The 21,239-nt window shown below is 39.7% G+C and carries 18 protein-coding genes; 15 read left to right on the forward strand and 3 right to left on the reverse strand.

All coding sequences use genetic code 11. The features are described from left to right. The first annotated feature begins 93 nt into the window (after positions 1-93). On the forward strand, positions 94-885 hold the full coding sequence (gene spo0A, locus QFZ28_RS10245) for a sporulation transcription factor Spo0A (RefSeq protein ID WP_307194531.1): 792 nt from the start codon (positions 94-96) through the stop codon (positions 883-885). Positions 886-945: 60 nt separating this feature from the next. Here the strand turns inward: spo0A and QFZ28_RS10250 are convergent, their stop codons facing one another. Further along, the gene (locus tag QFZ28_RS10250; protein ID WP_307194532.1) at positions 946-1,083 is read right to left on the reverse strand and encodes a YycC family protein; all 138 of its coding nucleotides are present in this window, start codon (positions 1,081-1,083) and stop codon (positions 946-948) included. 42 nt (positions 1,084-1,125) lie between these two features. Here QFZ28_RS10250 and QFZ28_RS10255 point away from each other — a divergent pair, with 42 nt between their 5' ends. Beyond that, entirely contained in the window at positions 1,126-1,854 is a 729-nt protein-coding gene (locus tag QFZ28_RS10255) for a glycerophosphodiester phosphodiesterase (RefSeq protein WP_307194533.1), read from the forward strand. Positions 1,855-1,863: 9 nt separating this feature from the next. On the opposite strand, the gene QFZ28_RS10260 is transcribed toward QFZ28_RS10255, so the two are convergent. Next, a complete protein-coding gene (locus QFZ28_RS10260; RefSeq protein ID WP_307194534.1) occupies positions 1,864-2,106 on the reverse strand; it encodes a DUF2627 domain-containing protein in 243 nt (80 codons plus the stop codon). A 194-nt stretch (positions 2,107-2,300) separates the two neighbouring features. On the opposite strand from QFZ28_RS10260, the gene QFZ28_RS10265 reads away from it, so the two are divergent. From QFZ28_RS10265 to QFZ28_RS10320, 12 genes are all read left to right on the forward strand, one after another. Next, a complete protein-coding gene (locus QFZ28_RS10265; RefSeq protein ID WP_307194535.1) occupies positions 2,301-4,376 on the forward strand; it encodes a sigma-54 interaction domain-containing protein in 2,076 nt (691 codons plus the stop codon). A 132-nt stretch (positions 4,377-4,508) separates the two neighbouring features. Then, complete coding sequence (yqiS, locus tag QFZ28_RS10270; RefSeq protein WP_373428123.1) at positions 4,509-5,417, forward strand: phosphate butyryltransferase; 909 nt, start codon at positions 4,509-4,511, stop codon at positions 5,415-5,417. Positions 5,418-5,445: 28 nt separating this feature from the next. Then, positions 5,446-6,540 (forward strand): branched-chain amino acid dehydrogenase, encoded by a 1,095-nt coding sequence (gene bcd / locus QFZ28_RS10275; protein ID WP_307194536.1) that lies wholly within the window; start codon positions 5,446-5,448, stop codon positions 6,538-6,540. A gap of 59 nt (positions 6,541-6,599) precedes the next feature. Continuing rightward, on the forward strand, positions 6,600-7,736 hold the full coding sequence (gene buk, locus QFZ28_RS10280; protein ID WP_373428058.1) for a butyrate kinase: 1,137 nt from the start codon (positions 6,600-6,602) through the stop codon (positions 7,734-7,736). Between the two features lie 20 nt (positions 7,737-7,756). Further along, complete coding sequence (gene lpdA, locus QFZ28_RS10285) at positions 7,757-9,178, forward strand: dihydrolipoyl dehydrogenase (protein ID WP_307194538.1); 1,422 nt, start codon at positions 7,757-7,759, stop codon at positions 9,176-9,178. Positions 9,179-9,218: 40 nt separating this feature from the next. Next, positions 9,219-10,214, forward strand: a complete 996-nt coding sequence (locus tag QFZ28_RS10290; protein ID WP_307194539.1) for a thiamine pyrophosphate-dependent dehydrogenase E1 component subunit alpha — start codon at positions 9,219-9,221, stop codon at positions 10,212-10,214. A 12-nt stretch (positions 10,215-10,226) separates the two neighbouring features. Further along, a complete protein-coding gene (locus QFZ28_RS10295) occupies positions 10,227-11,210 on the forward strand; it encodes an alpha-ketoacid dehydrogenase subunit beta (RefSeq protein WP_307194540.1) in 984 nt (327 codons plus the stop codon). 15 nt (positions 11,211-11,225) lie between these two features. Then, the gene (locus tag QFZ28_RS10300; protein WP_307194541.1) at positions 11,226-12,539 is read left to right on the forward strand and encodes a dihydrolipoamide acetyltransferase family protein; all 1,314 of its coding nucleotides are present in this window, start codon (positions 11,226-11,228) and stop codon (positions 12,537-12,539) included. 131 nt (positions 12,540-12,670) lie between these two features. Further along, positions 12,671-14,551 (forward strand): methylmalonyl-CoA mutase subunit beta, encoded by a 1,881-nt coding sequence (locus QFZ28_RS10305; protein WP_307194542.1) that lies wholly within the window; start codon positions 12,671-12,673, stop codon positions 14,549-14,551. Continuing rightward, entirely contained in the window at positions 14,532-16,730 is a 2,199-nt protein-coding gene (gene scpA, locus QFZ28_RS10310) for a methylmalonyl-CoA mutase (protein ID WP_307194543.1), read from the forward strand. Before QFZ28_RS10305 ends, scpA begins: the two co-directional genes overlap by 20 nt. After that, positions 16,731-17,849, forward strand: a complete 1,119-nt coding sequence (meaB, locus tag QFZ28_RS10315; protein ID WP_307194544.1) for a methylmalonyl Co-A mutase-associated GTPase MeaB — start codon at positions 16,731-16,733, stop codon at positions 17,847-17,849. A gap of 121 nt (positions 17,850-17,970) precedes the next feature. Next, positions 17,971-18,408 (forward strand): BrxA/BrxB family bacilliredoxin, encoded by a 438-nt coding sequence (locus QFZ28_RS10320; protein WP_307194545.1) that lies wholly within the window; start codon positions 17,971-17,973, stop codon positions 18,406-18,408. A 368-nt stretch (positions 18,409-18,776) separates the two neighbouring features. On the opposite strand, the gene QFZ28_RS10325 is transcribed toward QFZ28_RS10320, so the two are convergent. Beyond that, positions 18,777-19,943, reverse strand: a complete 1,167-nt coding sequence (locus QFZ28_RS10325) for an IS256 family transposase (protein WP_307193212.1) — start codon at positions 19,941-19,943, stop codon at positions 18,777-18,779. Between the two features lie 459 nt (positions 19,944-20,402). Between QFZ28_RS10325 and QFZ28_RS10330 the strand changes: the two genes are divergently transcribed. Next, a complete protein-coding gene (locus tag QFZ28_RS10330) occupies positions 20,403-21,185 on the forward strand; it encodes a transporter substrate-binding domain-containing protein (RefSeq protein ID WP_307194546.1) in 783 nt (260 codons plus the stop codon). Positions 21,186-21,239: the final 54 nt, after the last annotated feature.

The raw sequence follows: 21,239 nt of genomic DNA on the forward strand, positions 1-21,239 counted from the left end.
CATTGTCGAATTTCTAATTTAGAATAGAATTAAGACAATAAAGATAAATGATAAATAGAGATATGACCATCTGGATTTGAGGAGGAAATAAAGGTGAAAAAGATTAAAGTATGTGTCGTTGACGACAATAGGGAATTAGTGGGGTTATTAGAGGACTATATTTCGTCCCAGGATGATATGGAGATTGCAGGTATCGCTCATAATGGTCAGGATTGTTTAGATCTACTTGAATCAACGGATACGGATGTACTCGTTTTAGATATTATTATGCCTCATCTGGATGGATTAGCCGTTCTAGAACGCTTAAGAGAATTGAAAAAAGGCGCGATTCCTAACGTTATTATGTTGACTGCATTTGGTCAAGAAGACGTTACAAAGAAGGCTGTAGAGCTTGGAGCTTCTTATTTTATCTTAAAGCCGTTTGATATGGAGAATTTAGGAAATCATATCCGTCAGGTTAGTGGTAAAAGCAGTCAGGTTAGCCGCAAGGTTCCGACTGGAAATTACCGGTCACATACTGAACACAAACCAAGAAATCTAGATGCGAGCATTACAAGCATTATTCACGAAATTGGCGTTCCTGCACATATTAAGGGATATTTATACTTACGTGAGGCTATTTCAATGGTTTACAATGATATTGAATTACTGGGGTCTATTACCAAGGTATTATACCCTGATATTGCAAAGAAATATAATACGACTGCAAGCCGCGTGGAACGTGCTATCCGCCATGCAATCGAGGTAGCATGGAGCCGTGGAAATATCGATTCCATTTCCTCTTTATTCGGGTACACCGTAAGCATGTCAAAAGCTAAACCTACAAACTCGGAATTTATCGCTATGGTTGCGGATAAACTTCGTTTAGAGCATAAGGCCTCTTGAAGAGATCAATAATATAAAGAAGAAAAGCCTTCATTTTCAAAATGAGGGCTTTTTCTGTGGTTATTTATTTTCTTTTTCTAGTTCCATTAATTTTTGAATAAGTATATGCTGAGGCATATGCATAAGTTGTTCTAACGGTACATTTAATTTTTTGGCAAGCTTAACAGCCGTTTCAGGTGATAATTGCAAAGGTTTCATTGTAAGATTCTGCCTCCAATTTTTTAGTCAGGAAGTGAAGAAATGACACAAATTTTTGCTCATCGAGGTTATTCTGCTCTCTTTGCAGAAAATACTATGAATGCGTTTATAGCTGCAGAAAAGGCAAATGCAGATGGTTTAGAGCTCGATGTCCAATTAACCAAAGACGGTGAAGTTGTGGTCATTCATGATGAAAAAGTAGACCGGACAACAACTGGTTCTGGCTTTGTAAAAAATTTTACATTTAATGAGATACGACAGTTTAATGCCAATAAAAAAGGTGTGAAAAAAGAACCCATCCCGTCTTTGGTTGAGGTTCTTGAATGGATGCAATCCAATCAATTAGTTTGTAACATAGAATTGAAAAATAATCTATTACCGTATGAAGGCATAGAAGAAAAGGTCATTAGGCTTGTTCGAAAAAATAACTTAATGGATCGGATTATCATTTCTTCTTTTAATCATTACAGTATCGTCCTATGTTATCGGACAGCACCCGAAATTGAGACAGCGCCACTATTTAATGAGCGAATTTATATGCCGTGGATTTATGCAAAATCTATCCGTGCAAAAGGGATTCACCCAAAATTAGCTTCGGTATCAGATGATATAATTAAAGGTGCAATGGAAAATGGAATAGCAGTTAGACCATACACTGTCAATAAAGAGGCAGACATTAACAGACTTTTAAAAATCAACTGTACAGCCCTTATCACAGACGATCCGGTAAAGGCATTAAAAATGAAGAAACAAATGGAAAGGAGACCCTAAATGGTCTCTTTATTTTTTTGTGTTTGAAAACCTCGTTTGTACTTTATTTCTCTTCCTGTCACGATGAAAAATGAAGCCGGCGACAAACCCTAAACCACCAATGAATAAAATCAGACCTAATAGAAATTGGAGCCATAAGAAAGGGATTGGGCTTTGTAAAATCCCAAATGTCATATCGCGCATTAATTTAATCCCATAACCAGCTAAAAAGCCTGGAATAACCAATATAAGTAGAGCAACAATCCGCCTCATAATTAAATCCTTCCAATTGTTTTATAAGTTATAAAGTTATAAGAATTATACCTTCAAAAGAAATATTAGTACAAGGATATAATTTGTCAAGGTAAGTAAAAAAATATAAAATAGATAATGAAAAATATTGCATGTTTTCGATTATGTTGGTGTGAAAAAGTTTTCTTTTTCAAATATAATAAAGGGGCGAAAAAATGCAAAATGTTATGATTGTTGGTGCCGGAAAGGGTGGTACAGCGGTCCTTAAATTACTTAATGAAACCGAAGTTCTGAATGTTCAGGTTGTCATTGACAGAAACTTAGATGCACCTGGGATAGTATTGGCACAAAGTGAAGGGATAAAGACCGGAACCGACTGGAGGCCATATTTAAATGAACAGATTGATATCATCATAGAGGTAACTGGAAATGAACATGTCTTTCAAGAGCTAAGGAGCACTAAGGATAAGAAAACGGTTTTAATTCCTGGTAGTGTGGCTTTTCTTCTCGCAAAGCTTCTTGAAGAAAAGGAAGAATTAATCGTTAAACACCAGAATTCCTCCTATCAGCAAGAACTAATCTTCAATGCCACAAATGATGGGATGTTGGTAATCGATTCTAAGGGGTTTGTGATTTTATTTAATCGTCGAGCAGAAGAAATGACCGGTGTAAAACGCGACCAAGCGATTGGTAAATACGTTGTTGAAGTAATTCCACAAAGTAGACTTCCTATAATTCTTGAAACCAGAAGAATAGAGAAGAATCAAGAAATGATTTTAGGGAACGGACGAAAAATTATCACAACCCGCATTCCAATCATTGAAGAGAACGGAACGTTAATTGGTGCATTTGCCGTTTTTAAAGATATCACAGAAGTAGTGAATCTTGCCGAGGAAATTACCGACTTAAAAGAAATTCAAACCATGCTTCAGGCAATTATCCACTCTAGTGATGACGCGATCTCAGTAGTGGATGAAAACGGAAGGGGTCTTCTCATTAATCCGGCGTATACCCGTCTAACCGGGTTAACACAAGAACAAGTCATTGGACACCCAGCAACAGCTGATATATCTGAAGGCGAAAGTATGCATATGAAGGTTCTTCAAACAAGAAGAGCAGTCCGCGGGGTCCCAATGCGAGTAGGAGCAAATAAGCGGGAAGTTATTGTTAATGTCGCCCCAATTATTGTAAAAGGGAAACTAAAAGGCAGTGTTGGCGTTATTCATGATATGTCAGAAATAAAATCTCTAAACCGGGAACTAAACCGCGCACGACAAATTATCCGCACGCTTGAAGCCAAGTATACCTTTGAGGATATTATCGGCAGTTCTGAGGAAATGATGCTTGCGATTGAGCAGGCTAAGCTTGGTGCTAAAACGCCGGCAACCGTCCTTTTACGAGGTGAATCCGGTACTGGGAAAGAATTGTTTGCCCATGCCATACATAATGCAAGTGATCGAAAATACAACAAATTTGTACGAGTTAATTGTGCTGCCATTTCAGAAACCCTTCTAGAGAGTGAATTATTTGGTTATGAAGAGGGGGCGTTTTCCGGGGCAAAAAGAGGGGGAAAACGGGGCTTTTTTGAAGAAGCAAATAACGGAAGTATTTTTCTGGATGAAATAGGTGAACTTTCAGCGAATACTCAGGCGAAATTACTAAGAGTATTGCAAGAAAATGAAATCATTCGGGTAGGCGGAACAAAGCCCGTTCCGATAAATGTTAGAATCATTGCAGCAACCCATGTGAATCTTGAAAAAGGAATTGCAAAAGGTTCTTTTAGGGAAGACTTATACTATCGTTTAAATCGTATGCCTATACATATACCGCCTCTCAGGAATCGAAAAGAAGAGATTCCTGTTTTGTGTGAAAGACTTATCCAAAAAATTAATCGTGATTATGGAAGAAATGTGGAGGGCGTTGCCCAGGCTGCGCTCATAAAATTAATGAATTATGATTGGCCGGGGAATGTACGGGAATTAGAGAATATTCTTGGCCGGGCAATGATTTTTATGAATTATTATGAAACATTCATTAATATACATCATCTCCCTGAACTAAGGCCTAAAAAAACGGGAACGGAGCCACAAGTATCGGACCATAGTGAATCAATCCAGCAAAATCGATCCTTAACTGCAATGGTTGAAGATTATGAATCTGAAATTATCCAGCAAACACTTCAACGTTTTAATGGAAATAAGACAGCCGCTGCTAAAGCGCTGGGTTTGTCCGTGAGAAATCTTTATTATAAGTTAGAAAAATACAAACTTGAAAATAATAGCATGCAATAAATTTCATAGTATGAAAATAATTGCACTACTTATTCTGATTTATAAAGCGTTTTCACAGTGTTTAACTTGGCACGGAATTTGCATATTACGTATATGGAGTGGGAGTTGAAGAGAGAAAGGGTTGATGACAACTTGTTGCTTGAATCGCTGATAAACAAAGCAGCCCAACTGGATGATATCACGGTAGCTGTTGCAGTGGCCGAAGATGAAGAAGTCATAGAAGCCGTGACCGAAGCATTAAAGAGTAATCTTGCCAATTTTATATTATTTGGTGATAATGAAAAAATTACTACGATATTGAATGTAAAAAACAAAGACGGACAAAAAAGCAACAAAAAACTTACTATTGTTCATACAGATTCAAACACGATGGCAGCAGAACTGGCAGTTAGGGCTGTGTCCAATAAGGAAGCAAATGTGTTAATGAAAGGGAATATCACTACCAGCGTTCTTTTAAAAGCTGTTTTAAATAAAGAATACGGTTTAAGAACGGGAAATATTCTATCACACGTGGCCGTGTTTGAAATTCCAGATTACAACCGGTTTACCATTATTACAGATGCAGGGATGAATATTGCCCCCAATTTAGAGGAAAAAGCACAAATGATAAGAAATGCTGCAGCCATAGCACGGGCCGTTGGAATAGAATATCCTAAAGTTGCTCCTATAGCCGCTGTTGAAGTGGTAAATCCAGCCATGCAAGCGACTGTTGATGCTGCCGCATTAACGATAATGAACAAACGAGGGCAAATCACCGGCTGTATTGTAGATGGTCCTTTAGCCTTGGATAATGCCGTTTCTGCTTTAGCTGCTGAACACAAAGGGATCCATAGTGAGGTAGCGGGTAGAGCTGATATTTTATTAGTTCCCGCCATTGAGGTTGGAAACGTCTTATATAAGTCATTGATTTATTTTGCAAAAGCAAAAGTAGGGGCTGTCATCGCCGGGGCAAAGGCTCCCATTGTATTAACCTCTAGAGCGGATTCGGCGGAAAGTAAGCTGTATTCACTGGCACTCGCTATCTGCTCTGTTACTAAATAGATTTTTAACTAAAGGGAGGATTTTTAACATGGAAATTTTCAAGTACTTAGAACAATATGATTATGAGCAAGTTGTATTTTGCCAAGATAAACAATCTGGATTAAAAGCAATTATTGCGATACATGATACAACATTAGGTCCGGCCCTAGGCGGTACCCGTATGTGGACATATGAATCAGAGGAAGCAGCCATCATTGACGCATTACGTTTAGCAAAAGGAATGACATATAAAAACGCAGCAGCAGGGCTAAATCTTGGCGGTGGCAAAACCGTTATTATTGGTGACCCGCGGAAGGATAAGAATGAGGAAATGTTCCGTGCGTTCGGTCGATATATTCAAGGGCTAAATGGAAGATATATTACCGCAGAAGATGTTGGAACAACGGTTGCAGATATGGATTTAATTCATGAAGAAACAGACTATGTAACGGGAATTTCACCAGCATTCGGTTCTTCTGGTAATCCTTCACCTGTTACTGCTTATGGTGTTTACCGCGGAATGAAAGCCGCTGCTAAAGCAGCCTTTGGTTCGGATTCTCTTGAAGGAAAAGTGATAGCAGTTCAAGGTGTTGGAAACGTTGCTTATAATCTTTGCCGTCATCTTCACGAAGAAGGCGCACAATTAATCGTAACGGATATCAACAAGGAAGCTGTCCAGCGTGCAGTGGAAGAATTTGGAGCGCGTGCAGTAGATCCAAATGAAATCTATGGTGTTGAATGTGATATTTATGCCCCATGTGCGCTTGGTGCAACGGTAAATGATGATACCATTCCACAGTTAAAAGCAAAAGTAATTGCTGGAGCAGCCAATAACCAGTTAAAGGATACTCGTCATGGAGATATCATTCATGAAATGGGCATTATTTATGCTCCTGACTATGTTATAAATGCAGGCGGCGTAATCAATGTAGCGGATGAGCTTTATGGCTATAACCATGATCGTGCAATGAAGAAAGTAGAGACCATTTATACAAATATTGAAAAGGTTATTGAGATTTCTAAACGAGATGGTATTCCTACCTATTTAGCTGCAGATCGTATGGCAGAGGAAAGAATCGAGAGAATGCGTAATTCTCGCAGTCAATTCCTCCAAAATGGTCATCATATTTTAAGCCGTCGTTAATAAAAGCGGAAAGGGCAGAGCGCTGAATGAGTACTTCAGCGTCTTTTCCCCATAACTAAATGTTAAATGTAAAAAAATGGAGGTCAAATACGTTGCCTGATACTAAATATCGAATACTCGTCATCAATCCAGGTTCCACTTCCACTAAGATCGGGGTCTTCGATAATGAAATTTCCATTTTTGAAAAAACAATTCGTCATGATTCAGAAATGATTAATTCATTTGATAATATTATTGATCAATATGAATTTAGAAAAAATACAATCCTGGAAACACTGGATAATGCCGGGATTAATATATCGAAGCTGAGTGCAGTTTGTGGACGCGGCGGTTTGCTTCGTCCGATCGAAGGTGGCACCTATGCAGTAAATACTACTATGCTGGAGGATTTGCGGACTGGTTTTGCCGGGCAGCATGCATCGAATCTTGGTGGTATTATTGCCTACGAAATTGCTTCTGGTTTAAATATTCCTTCCTTTATTGTTGACCCCGTTGTTGTAGATGAACTTGAACCAATTGCTAGAATATCTGGGTTTTCCTTAATTGAGAGAGTAAGTATTTTTCATGCTTTAAACCAAAAAGCTGTTGCACGAAGAGTTTCAAAAGAATTAGGAAAAAAATATACCGAATTAAACCTTATTGTTACCCATATGGGAGGCGGGATTACCGTTGGCGTACATAAGCAAGGAAAAGTCATTGATGTAAACAATGGCCTACATGGTGATGGTCCTTTTAGCCCTGAACGCGCTGGAACTGTTCCAGTGGGAGATTTAGTAGCACTATGCTATTCAGGTCAATACTACCGTGATGAAATCATGAAGAAACTGGTCGGTCAAGGGGGGCTTGTGGGTTACCTTGGAACCAACGATGCAGTGGAAGTTGAAAAAAGAATTGAAGCAGGCGATGAACAGGCGTCGCTGATTTACGAAGCAATGGCATACCAAGTGGCAAAGGAAATAGGAGCAGCGAGTGCGGTATTAGCTGGAAAAGTGGATGCGATTGTGTTAACTGGCGGTCTTGCTTATGGTAAAGGATTTGTGAAATCCATCACCGATAGGATTAATTGGATTGCAGATACGATTGTCCATCCAGGCGAAAATGAACTTCAAGCACTAGCCGAAGGTGCACTAAGAGTTTTGCGTGGAGAGGAAAGAGTAAAAGAATATCCTGGTACATTTAAAAAAGCAAAAATCTAATTACATGGGGAGGAAATACAGTGTCACAAGAATACGATTTAGTCATTCTTGGCGGTGGTACTGGTGGTTATGTGGCTGCCATTCGTGCCTCTCAGCTTGGCTTAAAAACAGCAATAGTAGAAAAAGGAAAACTTGGAGGAACATGTCTTCATAAAGGATGTATCCCAAGCAAAGCTCTTCTCCGAAGTGCTGAGGTTTATGCAACAGCTAAGCATAGTGAAGATTTCGGTGTGATTACAAGTGAAGTGTCCTATAACTTTGGAAAAGTACAGGAGAGAAAAAATAAAATCATTGAACAACTTCATAAAGGTGTACAACATCTTATGAAGCAAGGGAAAATTGATGTATATGAAGGGCTGGGCAGGATATTGGGGCCATCGATTTTTTCACCGATGCCGGGAACGATTTCGGTTGAAATGAATAATGGCGAAGAAAATGAAATGCTCATTCCAAAAAATGTTGTTATTGCTACAGGTTCAAGGCCTAGAACGCTTCCTGGACTTGAAATCGATGGAGAGTTTGTTATCACCTCTGATGAAGCATTGGAACTTGAATCTTTACCTGCTTCAATCATTATAGTTGGCGGAGGTGTCATCGGAATAGAATGGGCATCCATGCTTTCTGATTTCGGCGTTGAAGTAACAGTTATTGAGTATGCAGACCGGATTATTCCTACTGAAGATAAGGAAATCTCTAAAGAAATGCAGCGCCTGATGAAGAAAAAAGGTATTAAGCTGGTAACAGGAGCTAAGGTCCTGCCTGAAACCCTTGTAAAAGGCGATGGCGTTGCGATTTCTGCAGAGGTAAAAGCGGGATTGAAAGAATTTAAGGCAGATAAACTGCTCGTTTCTGTTGGTCGCCAGGCAAATGTCGAAGGAATCGGTTTAGAAAACACAGAAATCCAGGTTGAAAAAGGATTTATTGTAACGAATGAATTTTACCAAACCAAAGAGTCTCATATATATGCCATCGGTGATGTGATTGGTGGTATGCAGCTGGCACATGTTGCCTCCCATGAAGGTATAATTGCAGTCGAGCATATTGCTAGAAAAGATCCTTCCGAGCTTAATTACAATCTAGTTTCAAGATGTATATATAGCAATCCTGAGGTTTCAAGTGTTGGGATTACTGAGGAGCAGGCAACAGAAAAGGGTCATAAAGTAAAAGTGGGCAAATTTTCATTCCGAGCAATCGGGAAGGCTCTTGTATTTGGAGAATCCGATGGTTTTGTCAAAATTGTTGCTGATGAAGAAACCAATGATATTTTAGGGGTGCATATGATTGGTCCACATGTCACTGACATGATTACAGAAGCAGGGTTGGCAATGGTATTGGATGCTACTCCGTGGGAAATTGCTCATACGATTCATCCGCATCCAACGTTGTCAGAAGCGATTGGGGAAGCTGCACTAGCAGTGGACGGAAGAGCAATTCATTCTTAATTATTCATGTATGTAAAAACATATGGGAGGTAAAAAATAAATGGCTGAAAATCGTCATCATGCATTAGGTTTAAGTGATGAAAAGGTTTTGGAAATGTATGAAACTATGCTTTTAGCCCGCCGGATTGATGAACGGATGTGGCTATTGAATCGTGCGGGTAAAATACCATTTGTTATTTCATGTCAAGGACAAGAAGCTGCACAAGTTGGTGCAGCATTTGCCCTTGATAAGGAAAAAGATTATGTGCTCCCCTATTACCGCGATATGGGAGTAGTCTTAACATTTGGAATGACACCAAAAGAACTAATGCTATCTGGTTTTGCGAAAGCGGAGGACCCGAACTCAGGCGGCCGGCAAATGCCTGGGCACTTTGGGCAAAAGAGAAATCGCATCGTTACTGGATCATCTCCTGTAACCACTCAGGTTCCGCATGCTGTCGGTGTAGCGTTAGCAGGGAAAATGGAAAGGAAGGATCTTGTAACCTTTGTAACCTTTGGTGAAGGGTCTTCAAACCAAGGAGATTTCCATGAAGGAGCTAACTTCGCTGGTGTTCATAAACTCCCTGTTATTTTCATGTGTGAAAATAATAAATATGCGATATCTGTTCCGATTGAGAAACAATTGGGATGTGAAAAAGTATCTGATCGTGCTATCGGTTACGGTATGCCAGGATTCACTGTTGATGGAAACGATCCATTAGAGGTGTATAAAGTCGTGAAGGAAGCAGCAGAACGCGGCCGTCGGGGTGAGGGTCCATCACTAATAGAGACAATCTCTTACAGATTGACACCACACTCTTCTGATGATGATGACCGTTCATACCGTGCTCCAGATGAAGTGGCTAAAGCGAAAACGAAGGATCCAATTATTACCTTTGGTGCCTATTTAAAAGAAACAGGTGTAATGAATAATGAATTGGAAAAAGAAATTAACGACCGTGTGATGAAGCAAGTGAACGAAGCCACTGATTATGCTGAGAATGCACCGTATGCAGCACCTGAACACGCGTTGAAATACGTTTATGGTGATAAGTAAGGGGGATGTAACATGGCAGTAATTTCATATATAGATGCGGTCACAATGGCCATTCGTGAAGAAATGGAACGTGATCCAAAAGTATTTGTACTTGGTGAAGACGTAGGGGTAAAAGGCGGAGTTTTTAAAGCTACTCAGGGCTTATACGAACAATTTGGTGAAGAGCGTGTCATCGATACACCACTTGCTGAATCTGCGATTGCCGGGGTAGGAATCGGCGCTGCGATGTATGGAATGAGACCAATTGCTGAAATGCAATTTGCTGATTTTATTATGCCTGCTGTGAATCAAATTATTTCAGAAGCGGCAAAAATTCGCTATCGTTCAAATAACGACTGGAGCTGCCCAATGGTCATTCGTGCTCCATATGGCGGCGGCGTACATGGCGCCCTCTATCATTCACAATCAGTTGAGGCAGTTTTTGCGAATACACCAGGATTGAAAATTGTAATGCCATCAACGCCTTATGATGTGAAAGGGTTACTAAAAGCAGCTATTCGTGATAACGATCCAGTGTTGTTTTTTGAGCATAAGAGGGCATACCGATTAATCAAGGGAGAAGTACCGACCGATGATTACACATTGCCTATCGGAAAAGCGGATGTAAAACGTGAAGGTGAAGATATTACAGTAATTACTTATGGGCTATGTGTTCATTTTGCCCTACAGGCAGCTGAAAAATTAGCCAAGGATGGAATCTCTGCACATATTCTCGACCTCAGAACAGTGTATCCATTAGATAAAGAAGCAATCATTGAAGCGGCTGCTAAAACGGGTAAGGTATTACTGATCACAGAAGATAATAAAGAAGGCAGTATTATTAGTGAAGTATCTGCCATCATTGCCGAAAATTGCTTATTTGATTTAGATGCGCCAATTATGCGCCTTGCAGGACCAGATGTCCCTGCCATGCCATATGCACCAACAATGGAGAAGTTCTTTATGGTTAATCCAGACAAAGTTGAAAAAGCAATGCGTGAGCTCGCAGAGTACTAATAGGAGGTTGGGATCTTGGTAATCGAACAAATTAAAATGCCTCAGTTAGGGGAAAGTGTAACCGAAGGAACAATCTCGAAGTGGCTGGTTTCTGTCGGAGATAAAGTAAACAAATACGATCCATTAGCTGAAGTTATGACAGATAAAGTAAACGCAGAAGTTCCTTCTTCTTTCACAGGTACCATTAAAGAATTAGTTGCGGAAGATGGTGACACACTCGCGGTCGGAGAAATCATTTGTACCATTGAGGTCGAGGGAGGGACTGCTGAAGAAGTAAGTGTAAGTGAGCAAAAAGCAGATGTGTCTGAAACCGTTGCAGTTCCACAACAAACTGAGCAAGGTAACAAAGCCCGTTATTCACCTGCTGTTCTAAAGATTTCTCAAGAACATGGAATTGATTTAACGCAGGTGAAAGGCACCGGCGCGGGCGGCCGTATTACACGGAAAGATTTATTGAAATTAATTGAATCTGGTAACATTCCAACTGCAGTAGTAAAGGCAGAAGCACCTAAGCAGGCAGAGGAGGCTCAACCTGCTGCAGTACAAGAAAGGGTACCACCTGTTTCAACTCAGCCAGCTTCATCTCCAAAGAAGCCAGTTCCTGCTCCGAGTATCCCTGTCGCAGCAGGCGATATTGAAATACCAGTTACAGGAATTCGTAAAGCTATCGCTGCCAATATGCTTCGCAGTAAACATGAGGCTCCGCATGCCTGGACCATGATAGAAGTAGACGCAACCAATCTTGTAGAATACCGGAATTCCTTGAAAGATGAATTTAAGCAAAAGGAAGGCTTCAATTTAACATTCTTTGCCTTTTTCGTAAAAGCTGTTGCGCAAGCTTTAAAGGAATTCCCACAGATTAATTCCATGTGGGCTGGAGATAAAATTATCCAGAAGAAGGACATCAATATCTCGATTGCGGTTGCAACGGATGACGCATTATATGTACCAGTTATTAAGAATGCTGATGAGAAGACCATTAAGGGAATTGCCCGCGAAATATCTGAGTTAGCTATAAAAGTAAGAACCAATAAGCTTCGGTCAGAGGATATGCAGGGTGGAACGTTTACAGTCAATAATACTGGGTCATTTGGTTCAGTGCAATCAATGGGAATCATCAACTACCCTCAGGCAGCGATTCTTCAGGTAGAATCAATTGTCAAGCGTCCTGTTGTTATGAATAACAATATGATTGCTGTTCGGGACATGGTGAACCTATGCATGTCACTCGACCACAGAGTATTAGACGGACTCGTTTGCGGCCGGTTCTTACAACGAGTAAAGGAAATCTTAGAAAACACTTCAAAATCTACAACATCAATCTATTAGAAAATAACCGCCGCCGATATGGCGTCGGTTATTTTTATTGCTTGATATGTCCATCTATCTTACAATGAAACTAAGTTGAATTTATTGAATATTAGTTTAATTCTCAAATTTCTAGGAAGGGGAGGCTGTGTTTGGATAACTTTCGGAATCAAACTTTTCCTTTAAAGACGACAGAGGACTGGGCATCAAAAGCCGAGGAATCTTTAAAGGGGAAAAGTATTGAAACATTAAAAAGCAGTACTTATGAAAATATAATTTTGAAACCGCTTTATTCACGGCAAGATAATCAAAAAGTACCGGACTATCCAGGAGGTTCAGATTTTCGTAGAGGTATTGATCCATTAGGATACGTAACAAATGATTGGAAGGTAGCACAGCGAATTTCATATCATTCTATTGACGAATTAAAGGAAAAGCTCCATGGAGGAGTTGAAAAAGGTCAAACAGCTCTTTCATTTGAAGTTTCAGAGTCACTAATTGAATCAAAAGAAACGATAAATCAACTACTTGGAGATTTACCTTCTGCATTCCCATTTGCTGTTAATGGAAGAGGAATGCTGTCAACATGGCTAGCAGCATTAGTAGCACGTGAAGGAAGCCCAAACCAAGTTAGCGGCTATGTGGCAAGTGATCCCTTATCTTTGTTTGCGAAGGATGGATTCATTGCAGAAGACTTTTTAGAGGGTTGGATGGATGATATAAAGCTTGCAAATGAAAAACTACCAAAATTACGGACAGTATTAATAAATACCTCAACCTACCATCAAGGCGGTGCCAATGCCGTTCAAGAATTGGGAATTGCAGCCGCTACCGGTACATTCTATCTACAGAGTCTATTAGATAGAGATATGAAGTTAGAAGATGTTCTAGGAAAAATGATTTTTCAATTCTCAATTGGCAGTAATTTCTTTATGGAGCTGGCAAAAATGCGTGCAGCACGTATTCTATGGAATAAGATTACGCAAGTTTATGAGGCTGATCCTAAGGACCGGGGAATGCATATTACTGCAGAAACGTCTTCGTACACAAAAACAGTTTATGACCCATATGTTAACCTTCTTCGTGCTGGAAATGAGGGATTCGCAGCAGTAGTCGGAGGAGTCCAATATCTTCACATAACTCCTTTTGATGCTCTAACAGGGAGTTCCCAGCTTTCAGAACGAATAGCAAGAAACACACAAAACATACTGAAGGATGAAGCCCATCTTCGAACAATTGTAGACCCTGCAGGAGGCTCTTGGTACATAGAATCATTAACAACAGAACTTGCAGAAAAAGCATGGCAGTATTTTCAGCAGATTGAAGCAAAAGGCGGTATGTTGGAAGTATTGAAATCGGGCTGGTTACAAGACGAAATAGAATCTGTTCAGATTAAACGGGAGAAGGATGCTTTTACAAGAAAACAAAGTATTGTTGGAACAAACGTATATTCTAATCTTGCGGAAGTGGCTGGTCAGGTTATTGAACAAACATTTGATAAACATTTATGTGTTGATTCTGCTAATACAATTAAGATAAGGACAATTAAGCAAACGAGATTATCAGAACCATTTGAAAAACTGCGTAAAATTAGTGAAGAAATTGAAAGTGAATCAGGTTCTAAACCTCAAATCGGCATGATTTGCCTCGGGGAGTTAAAATACTATAAACCTAGGTTAGATTTCATGAGAGGATTCGCTGCTGCTGGTGGAATTGAAACGGTCGATAGTGGGTCTATTACCTCTTTAGAATCTGCCAAACAATTTGTTCTAAGAAAAGACACAAAATATTTTTGCTTGTGCGGCAGTAATGATCAATATGAATCATTTGGACACGAAATTCTATCTATGCTAAATAGAGAATTTCCAAATCGGACTTTTTACTTAGCGGGTTTGCCAGACAAAGAATTGCAAACAAAATGGGCAAATGAAGGGATAAGGCAGTTTATTCATATAAAAAGTAACTGTTATGAAATTCTTTCAACCATTCTTTCAGAAATGGAGGTGGCACTAAATGAGCGCACACAAGCCTGATTTCCAAAGTATTTCCTTGTTTGATGAACAAGACTTCATTACAAAAGAACAATGGCAGGAACAAGCTGAAAACGAAATTAACGCCTCCATTGATGATTTACTATATGAAACTAACGAACAAATTAAGCTTAAACCGCTCTATACATCTGTAGATCGAAAAGGGATAGAGCATTTGGATGATCTGCCTGGTGTCCCTCCGTATACACGTGGACCCTACCCGACTATGTATGTGAACCGTCCTTGGACAGTTAGACAATATGCTGGCTTTTCAACTGCTGAGGAAAGCAATGCCTTCTATCGCCGTAACCTGGCGATGGGGCAGAAAGGCTTATCAGTCGCTTTTGATTTAGCCACACACCGGGGCTATGATTCAGACCATCCGCGCGTTGTCGGTGATGTTGGCAAAGCAGGGGTTGCGATTGATTCAGTGCTCGATATGAAGACACTTTTTGATGGAATTCCATTGGACCAGATGTCGGTTTCTATGACGATGAACGGTGCGGTGTTGCCGATTCTTGCTTTTTTCATTGTTACAGCTGAGGAACAAGGAGTCACACAGGATAAGTTGTCCGGGACGATTCAAAATGATATTTTAAAAGAGTATATGGTCCGTAACACGTATATTTATCCACCTGAGATGTCAATGAAAATCATCGCAGATATTTTTGAGTATACTTCCAAATATATGCCAAAGTTTAATAGTATCAGTATTTCTGGCTATCATATGCAGGAGGCTGGGGCGCCTGCTGACTTGGAATTAGCTTACACTCTTGCTGATGGGTTGGAGTATGTAAGGACCGGGCTGAAGGCTGGTATTGAGATTGATAAATTTGCGCCGCGATTGTCCTTTTTCTGGGCAATAGGAATGAATTATTTTATGGAAGTGGCTAAAATGCGGGCTGCTCGTTTAATCTGGGCAAAAATGATGAAATCATTCGAGCCGAAAAATGAGAAATCAATGGCACTCAGAACTCATTCCCAAACTTCAGGTTGGAGTTTGACGGAGCAAGACCCATTTAATAATGTCATTCGTACCTTACTTGAAGCACATGCTGCGGCAATGGGACATACGCAATCCCTTCATACTAATGCTTTGGACGAAGCAATTGCCCTGCCAACTGATTTCTCAGCTCGAATAGCCCGTAATACACAATTATTTTTACAAGAAGAAACAGGTATTACCAATGTAATTGATCCTTGGGCTGGGTCTTATTATGTTGAAAAGCTGACACAAGAATTAGTAGAAAGAGCTTGGACACATATTGAGGAAATTGAAAATCTAGGCGGTATGGCCAAAGCGATCGAGACGGGCCTTCCAAAAATGAGAATCGAAGAAGCTGCGGCAAGGAGACAAGCACAAATCGATTCTGGCAAAGAAACGATTATAGGAGTTAACAAGTATCGTCTTGAGAAGGAAGAAGCCATTGATATATTGGATATTGATAATACGGCAGTTCGATTAAAACAAATTGAGAAACTAACAGGCTTAAAGGCTGGCCGTGATGATGCCAAGGTAGCAGAAGCGTTGGCCGCTCTAACAAAGGGTGCTGAAACGGGTAAAGGCAACTTGTTAGAACTTGCGGTTCAGGCTGCAAGAGTTCGCGCCACCTTAGGTGAGATTTCCGATGCGATTGAGAAGGTTTCCAAGAGACATAAAGCTGTGATTCGCTCTATTAGCGGGGTGTATAGTAAAGCATTTTCAAACGAAGAGGAAATTAGCGAAGTGAAAAAAATGACCGATGAATTTCTTGAGAATGAAGGCAGAAGACCAAGAATTCTCATTGCGAAAATGGGGCAGGATGGACATGACCGTGGTGCCAAGGTCATTGCCACCGCCTTTGCTGACCTAGGGTTTGATGTTGATATTGGTCCATTATTCCAGACCCCGGAAGAAACGGCCCTGCAGGCAGTAGAAAACGATGTTCATGTTATTGGAATGAGCTCATTGGCCGCAGGTCATAAGACCTTATTGCCACAACTTGCACTTGAGTTAAGAAAGCTCGGTCGTGAAGACATATTGATCGTCGTTGGCGGTGTAATTCCAGCACAGGACTATCAATTTTTATATGAAAATGGAGCCTCGGCTATTTTCGGACCAGGAACGATTATCCCAGTTGCTGCCCAAAAGGTGATAAAAGAAATTTATAAGCAGCTTGGCTATGAGGAAGTGGAAAAATAGATGTCTGAGGATAGGAAACCGGAATGGAGCGATCCAAATGAACCGGAAAAATTCTCAAGTATAATAAAAAGGGGACTGGAACTGGAAGGTCAGCCAGTCACCATTGATAGAAACACCGTCTACAAGAAACGCAAGTCTATGGAACCAACGATTGAAGCATTAGTTGATGGGGTTCTCTCGGGAAATAGAGGCCAGCTCGCTCGTGCCATCACACTGGTTGAAAGTAATGCTGAACAACATTTTCATAAGGCACAGGAGCTTCTGCAAAAGCTCCTGGTCCACAGTGGTAAAGCGGTTAGAATTGGGATAACGGGTGTGCCTGGTGCTGGGAAAAGTACATTTATCGAAGCGTTTGGCACCTACCTTTGTGACCTTGGCTTACGAGTTGCAGTGCTGGCGATTGATCCGAGTTCAAGTCTTAGCGGCGGTAGTATTCTTGGCGACAAAACCAGAATGGAGAAATTGTCTCGAAATCCTAGGGCTTTTATTCGTCCTTCGCCGACAGCTGGAAAATTAGGCGGAGTACATCGTAAGACTCGAGAGGCGATGTTGATATGTGAAGCGGCTGGATTCGATGTAATCTTAATCGAAACAGTTGGTGTTGGTCAGAGTGAAGTAATTATCCGGGATATGGTTGATTTTTTTATGCTCCTTGTACTTACTGGCGCGGGTGATGAATTACAGGGCATGAAGAAAGGAATTATGGAACTGGCAGACGCGGTCCTTGTTCATAAAGCAGATGGAGCTAATAAAGAAAAAGCAGAGCTTACTAGAAAAGAATATGGCCGTATCCTGCACTTTCTTCAGCCTGCTACAAAAGGTTGGTCATCAAAAGCTTATACCTGTTCCTCTCTAACCGGGGAAGGAATTAGAGAGATTTGGGACGTCATTAGGGATTTTGAAGCGAAAGGAAAGTCCTCTGGAGTGTTTGCAGAAAGACGAAAAGGACAGCAGCGTGATTGGATTTATTCGTTAATTACTGATCAACTTCATTACAGCTTCTTCCACCATCCTGGGGTAAAATCCAAATTGCCGCAATTAGAAAATGAAGTAATGGCTGGAGAAAAAACTGCTGCTACTGCAGTGGAAATTTTATTTAAAACATTCTTACAAAACTAATGCAAGCGACTGTTGATTAGTTGACAGTCCTCTTTTTTGAAAAATAGTCTAATTCATTTGGAAAAAACCTATTTTTACTGTTATCATATAGTTATATCGACATAAATTAGGAGTGAAAAGTATGAGCATGGATTTCAATTTTTTCATGAATGATGTTGTGACTCAAGCGCGTAATGAGATAACAGCAGCTGGCTATAAAGAACTAAGAACACCTGAAGAGGTTGAAGAAGCGCTTGAACAAAAAGGTACAACCTTAGTGATGATTAACTCTGTATGTGGTTGTGCAGGCGGCATAGCACGCCCAGCGGCGGCTCATGCCCTTCATTATGATAAACGTCCTGATCATTTTGTTACCGTTTTTGCAGGACAGGACAAAGAAGCAACAGAAAAAGCACGCAGCTATTTTACAGGTTATCCACCATCCTCACCATCTTTTGCCTTATTAAAAGACGGAAAAATCGTTTCAATGGTTGAAAGACACCAAATTGAAGGCTACGATCCGGCTACAGTAGTAGCAAGACTGCAAAAAGAATTCGAAGAAAACTGCGAAGAGCTATAAATAGTAATAAAATGGGCTAGTCTCCTTAACAGGAGGCTGGCTCTTTTTTTATTTAAGGCTCTGTTATTATTATTGTTGATTTTCGTGTAGGGTTGAGAATTCATAGGCGGAGAATTTCCGGCTATTGTCATAGAGGAAAGTCAAGTCCTTGATTTTGTGTAAATTTGCTAAACAATGTTTTCAACCAAAATTTTGTTATGTCAAATATATATGATCAGCCGACTTATCCCCTTAACATTTTTCGAGCGTTACTTCCATGGGTTTCAATCTCCATATCCAGTCAAGGGTGTCAAAGGCGGTTTTTCCTTTGATAGCCTTGACTGGATATGGAATAATCCATAAATGGAAGTACGTTGAAAATTAAACAACTACCTTTTAATAGATTTCTGCTTTGAATAATTGGTTTCTTGATAATGCATTAAAACAGCTCCTACTAAACGAAAGGCAGATTGTGTATTTGGGTAAATACGAATTACCTTTTCTCTTCTTCGGACTTCCTGATTTAATCGCTCAAGAGAATTTGTACTACGGATATGACACCGGATTTCTTCTGGGTATTCCATGTATTGTATGGTATCTTCGAAACCTTCATCTAATATTTTCAGAGCTTGTTCGTATTTAGGATTATCCCCAAACTGACTCATCAGTTCACCTTTAAAATTCCGCATATCCTCAATTGTGACTGCTTCAAAAATACGCTTAATCATCATACGTATTTCCGCTGAATCCTTTTTTGGAAGCCTTTCTATGATATTACGTTTAAAATGGACGTTACACCTTTGCCAGCTAGTCCCAATAAATTCACGTTGAATCGCTTTTTGAAGCCCTTGGTGAGCATCTGAAATGACTAGCTTTGGGGATTGAAGACCACGTGATTTAAGTTGTTGGAGAAAGCGACTCCAACTTTCATAACTCTCCGCATGATCCACACTTAACCCAAGAATTTCACGTGTTTTGCTTTCAGTGATAGCAGTTGCGATATAAACAGCCTTAGAGACGACACGATGATGTTCACGCACTTTTATGTACATTGCATCTACGAAAACAAAAGGATAATACCTTAAATTTAAGGGCCGTTTGGCCCAGTCATTAATAATAGGATCAAGCTTCTGAGTAAGTGAAGAAACAAACGATTTTGACTTACTTTCACCACAAAGTTGTTCCACAATATGTGTAACTTTACGTGTAGAAACGCCATTGATAACCATCTCTAGCATAGAGAGAACTAATGCCTGGTCACAACGTGCATATTTCTCAAAAACCGAAGGTGAAAACTCACCATTTCGAGTCCTAGGAACCTTAAGTTTTATTTTACCGATACTCATCGTTAAGTCACGTTCGTAGTAGCCATTTCGGTAATCACGACGCTCATCAGAGCGTTCATACGCGGCAGCGTGTAAATAATCATTTCTTTCTTTCTCCATGTACTCATTCAAAACCAGAACAACAGCTGATTTAACAACGTTGTCTATATTTGAATTCATTACTGAGTCTTTTAAAATTTCCATATCTAGGCTAAACTGTAATTGGGTCATTTTTATTCCTCTTTTCTATGTTTATCGTCGTTGTTAAACAATGTAGCCAAGTAGGATAAAAATGACCCCTTTTCTTTTTACACAATTATACGGACTTAATCTAGAGGAACCTTAAGAAGCAGATATAAGCGGAGATATTCCGGTTAACTGCTTTAAATAAGACAAATTCCAAGGATTTGGACACAATAAGCGGAAAAACTCCGCCTATTTTTAAGGAAATATGGTTATTTTCCAATTTAAACGGAAATTCTCCGCTTACTTTCCAAACACAGTAAAATCAACATTCAGTTTTAACAGAGCCTTATTAAAAAAAAGTAATAATAATTTTTTAAAAATATACTTGCATAATTATTTTACCTTGTGTTAAAATTCACTACGTTGCATAAATATTAAACTTAAACTCTTTAAAGTTAGTGTATTATTATAATTAATTTTCTGAAAATTATAGGAGGAAAACAAATGAAAAAGATAATTGGTTTATTCTTAATAATGATTTTAGCTGTTGGTGTACTGGCAGCGTGTGGTGAAACCAAAGAGGATAATGCAGGTGCAGGTGATAAAAAGACACTAGTGATGGCAACCTCAGCAGATTATGCACCATTTGAATATATTGAATCAGATAAAAGTGACGAAATTATTGGCTTTGATGTTGATTTAGCCAATGCGATAGCTGGAAAACTTGGCTATGAAGTTGAAATAATAGATATGGATTTTGGCGGTTTGATTCAATCACTTAAATCTGGACAAGCAGACTTTGTATTAGCAGGAATGACTCCAACGGAAAAAAGAAAGAAAAATGTAGATTTCAGTGATATCTACTATACAGCACAGCACATGGTTATCTCTAAAAAAGAAAGTGGAATTGCAACAGTAGAAGACTTAAAAGGTAAAACAGTTGGCGTTCAGTTAGGTTCTATTCAAGAAGGTAAAGCAGAAGAAATTAATAAAACAGTAACGATTACAGTGGAAAACCGTAACCGTATCCCAGAACTTATTCAAGAACTGAAAGCCGGTCGTTTTGACGCTATTATTATTGAAGATACAGTGGCTAAAGGATATCTTGATAAAGAAGCTGATCTAACTAGCTTCACCATCAGCGATAACCCAGAAGAAGCAGGATCAGCGATTGCATTTCCAAAGGATAGCGATTTAACAGAGAAATTTAACAAAGAGCTTCAAAAAATGAAAGAAAACGGTGAACTACAAGAATTGATTGTTAAATGGTTTGGCGGGGAAAACTAAGTTGTATCCAAGACGTTCAGAAGTCTTCTGAACGTCTTACTAATTTTATTATTT

The sequence above is a fragment of the Neobacillus niacini genome (assembly GCF_030817695.1).
In the GTDB taxonomy this organism is placed as follows: Bacteria; Bacillota; Bacilli; order Bacillales; family Cytobacillaceae; genus Neobacillus; species Neobacillus niacini_F.

Excerpts from the sequence above, each read along its gene's own strand:
- QFZ28_RS10295 (WP_307194540.1), top strand. The coding sequence starts at position 10,227 with ATGGCAGTAATTTCATATATAGATGCGGTCACAATGGCCATTCGTGAA.
- buk (WP_373428058.1), top strand. The coding sequence starts at position 6,600 with ATGTTAAATGTAAAAAAATGGAGGTCAAATACGTTGCCTGATACTAAA.
- meaB (WP_307194544.1), top strand. The coding sequence starts at position 16,731 with ATGTCTGAGGATAGGAAACCGGAATGGAGCGATCCAAATGAACCGGAA.
- QFZ28_RS10330 (WP_307194546.1), top strand. The coding sequence starts at position 20,403 with ATGAAAAAGATAATTGGTTTATTCTTAATAATGATTTTAGCTGTTGGT.
- QFZ28_RS10260 (WP_307194534.1), bottom strand. The coding sequence starts at position 2,106 with ATGAGGCGGATTGTTGCTCTACTTATATTGGTTATTCCAGGCTTTTTA.
- QFZ28_RS10250 (WP_307194532.1), bottom strand. The coding sequence starts at position 1,083 with ATGAAACCTTTGCAATTATCACCTGAAACGGCTGTTAAGCTTGCCAAA.
- QFZ28_RS10325 (WP_307193212.1), bottom strand. The coding sequence starts at position 19,943 with ATGACCCAATTACAGTTTAGCCTAGATATGGAAATTTTAAAAGACTCA.
- scpA (WP_307194543.1), top strand. The coding sequence starts at position 14,532 with ATGAGCGCACACAAGCCTGATTTCCAAAGTATTTCCTTGTTTGATGAA.
- QFZ28_RS10255 (WP_307194533.1), top strand. The coding sequence starts at position 1,126 with ATGACACAAATTTTTGCTCATCGAGGTTATTCTGCTCTCTTTGCAGAA.
- QFZ28_RS10290 (WP_307194539.1), top strand. The coding sequence starts at position 9,219 with ATGGCTGAAAATCGTCATCATGCATTAGGTTTAAGTGATGAAAAGGTT.
- QFZ28_RS10320 (WP_307194545.1), top strand. The coding sequence starts at position 17,971 with ATGAGCATGGATTTCAATTTTTTCATGAATGATGTTGTGACTCAAGCG.
- QFZ28_RS10265 (WP_307194535.1), top strand. The coding sequence starts at position 2,301 with ATGCAAAATGTTATGATTGTTGGTGCCGGAAAGGGTGGTACAGCGGTC.
- bcd (WP_307194536.1), top strand. The coding sequence starts at position 5,446 with ATGGAAATTTTCAAGTACTTAGAACAATATGATTATGAGCAAGTTGTA.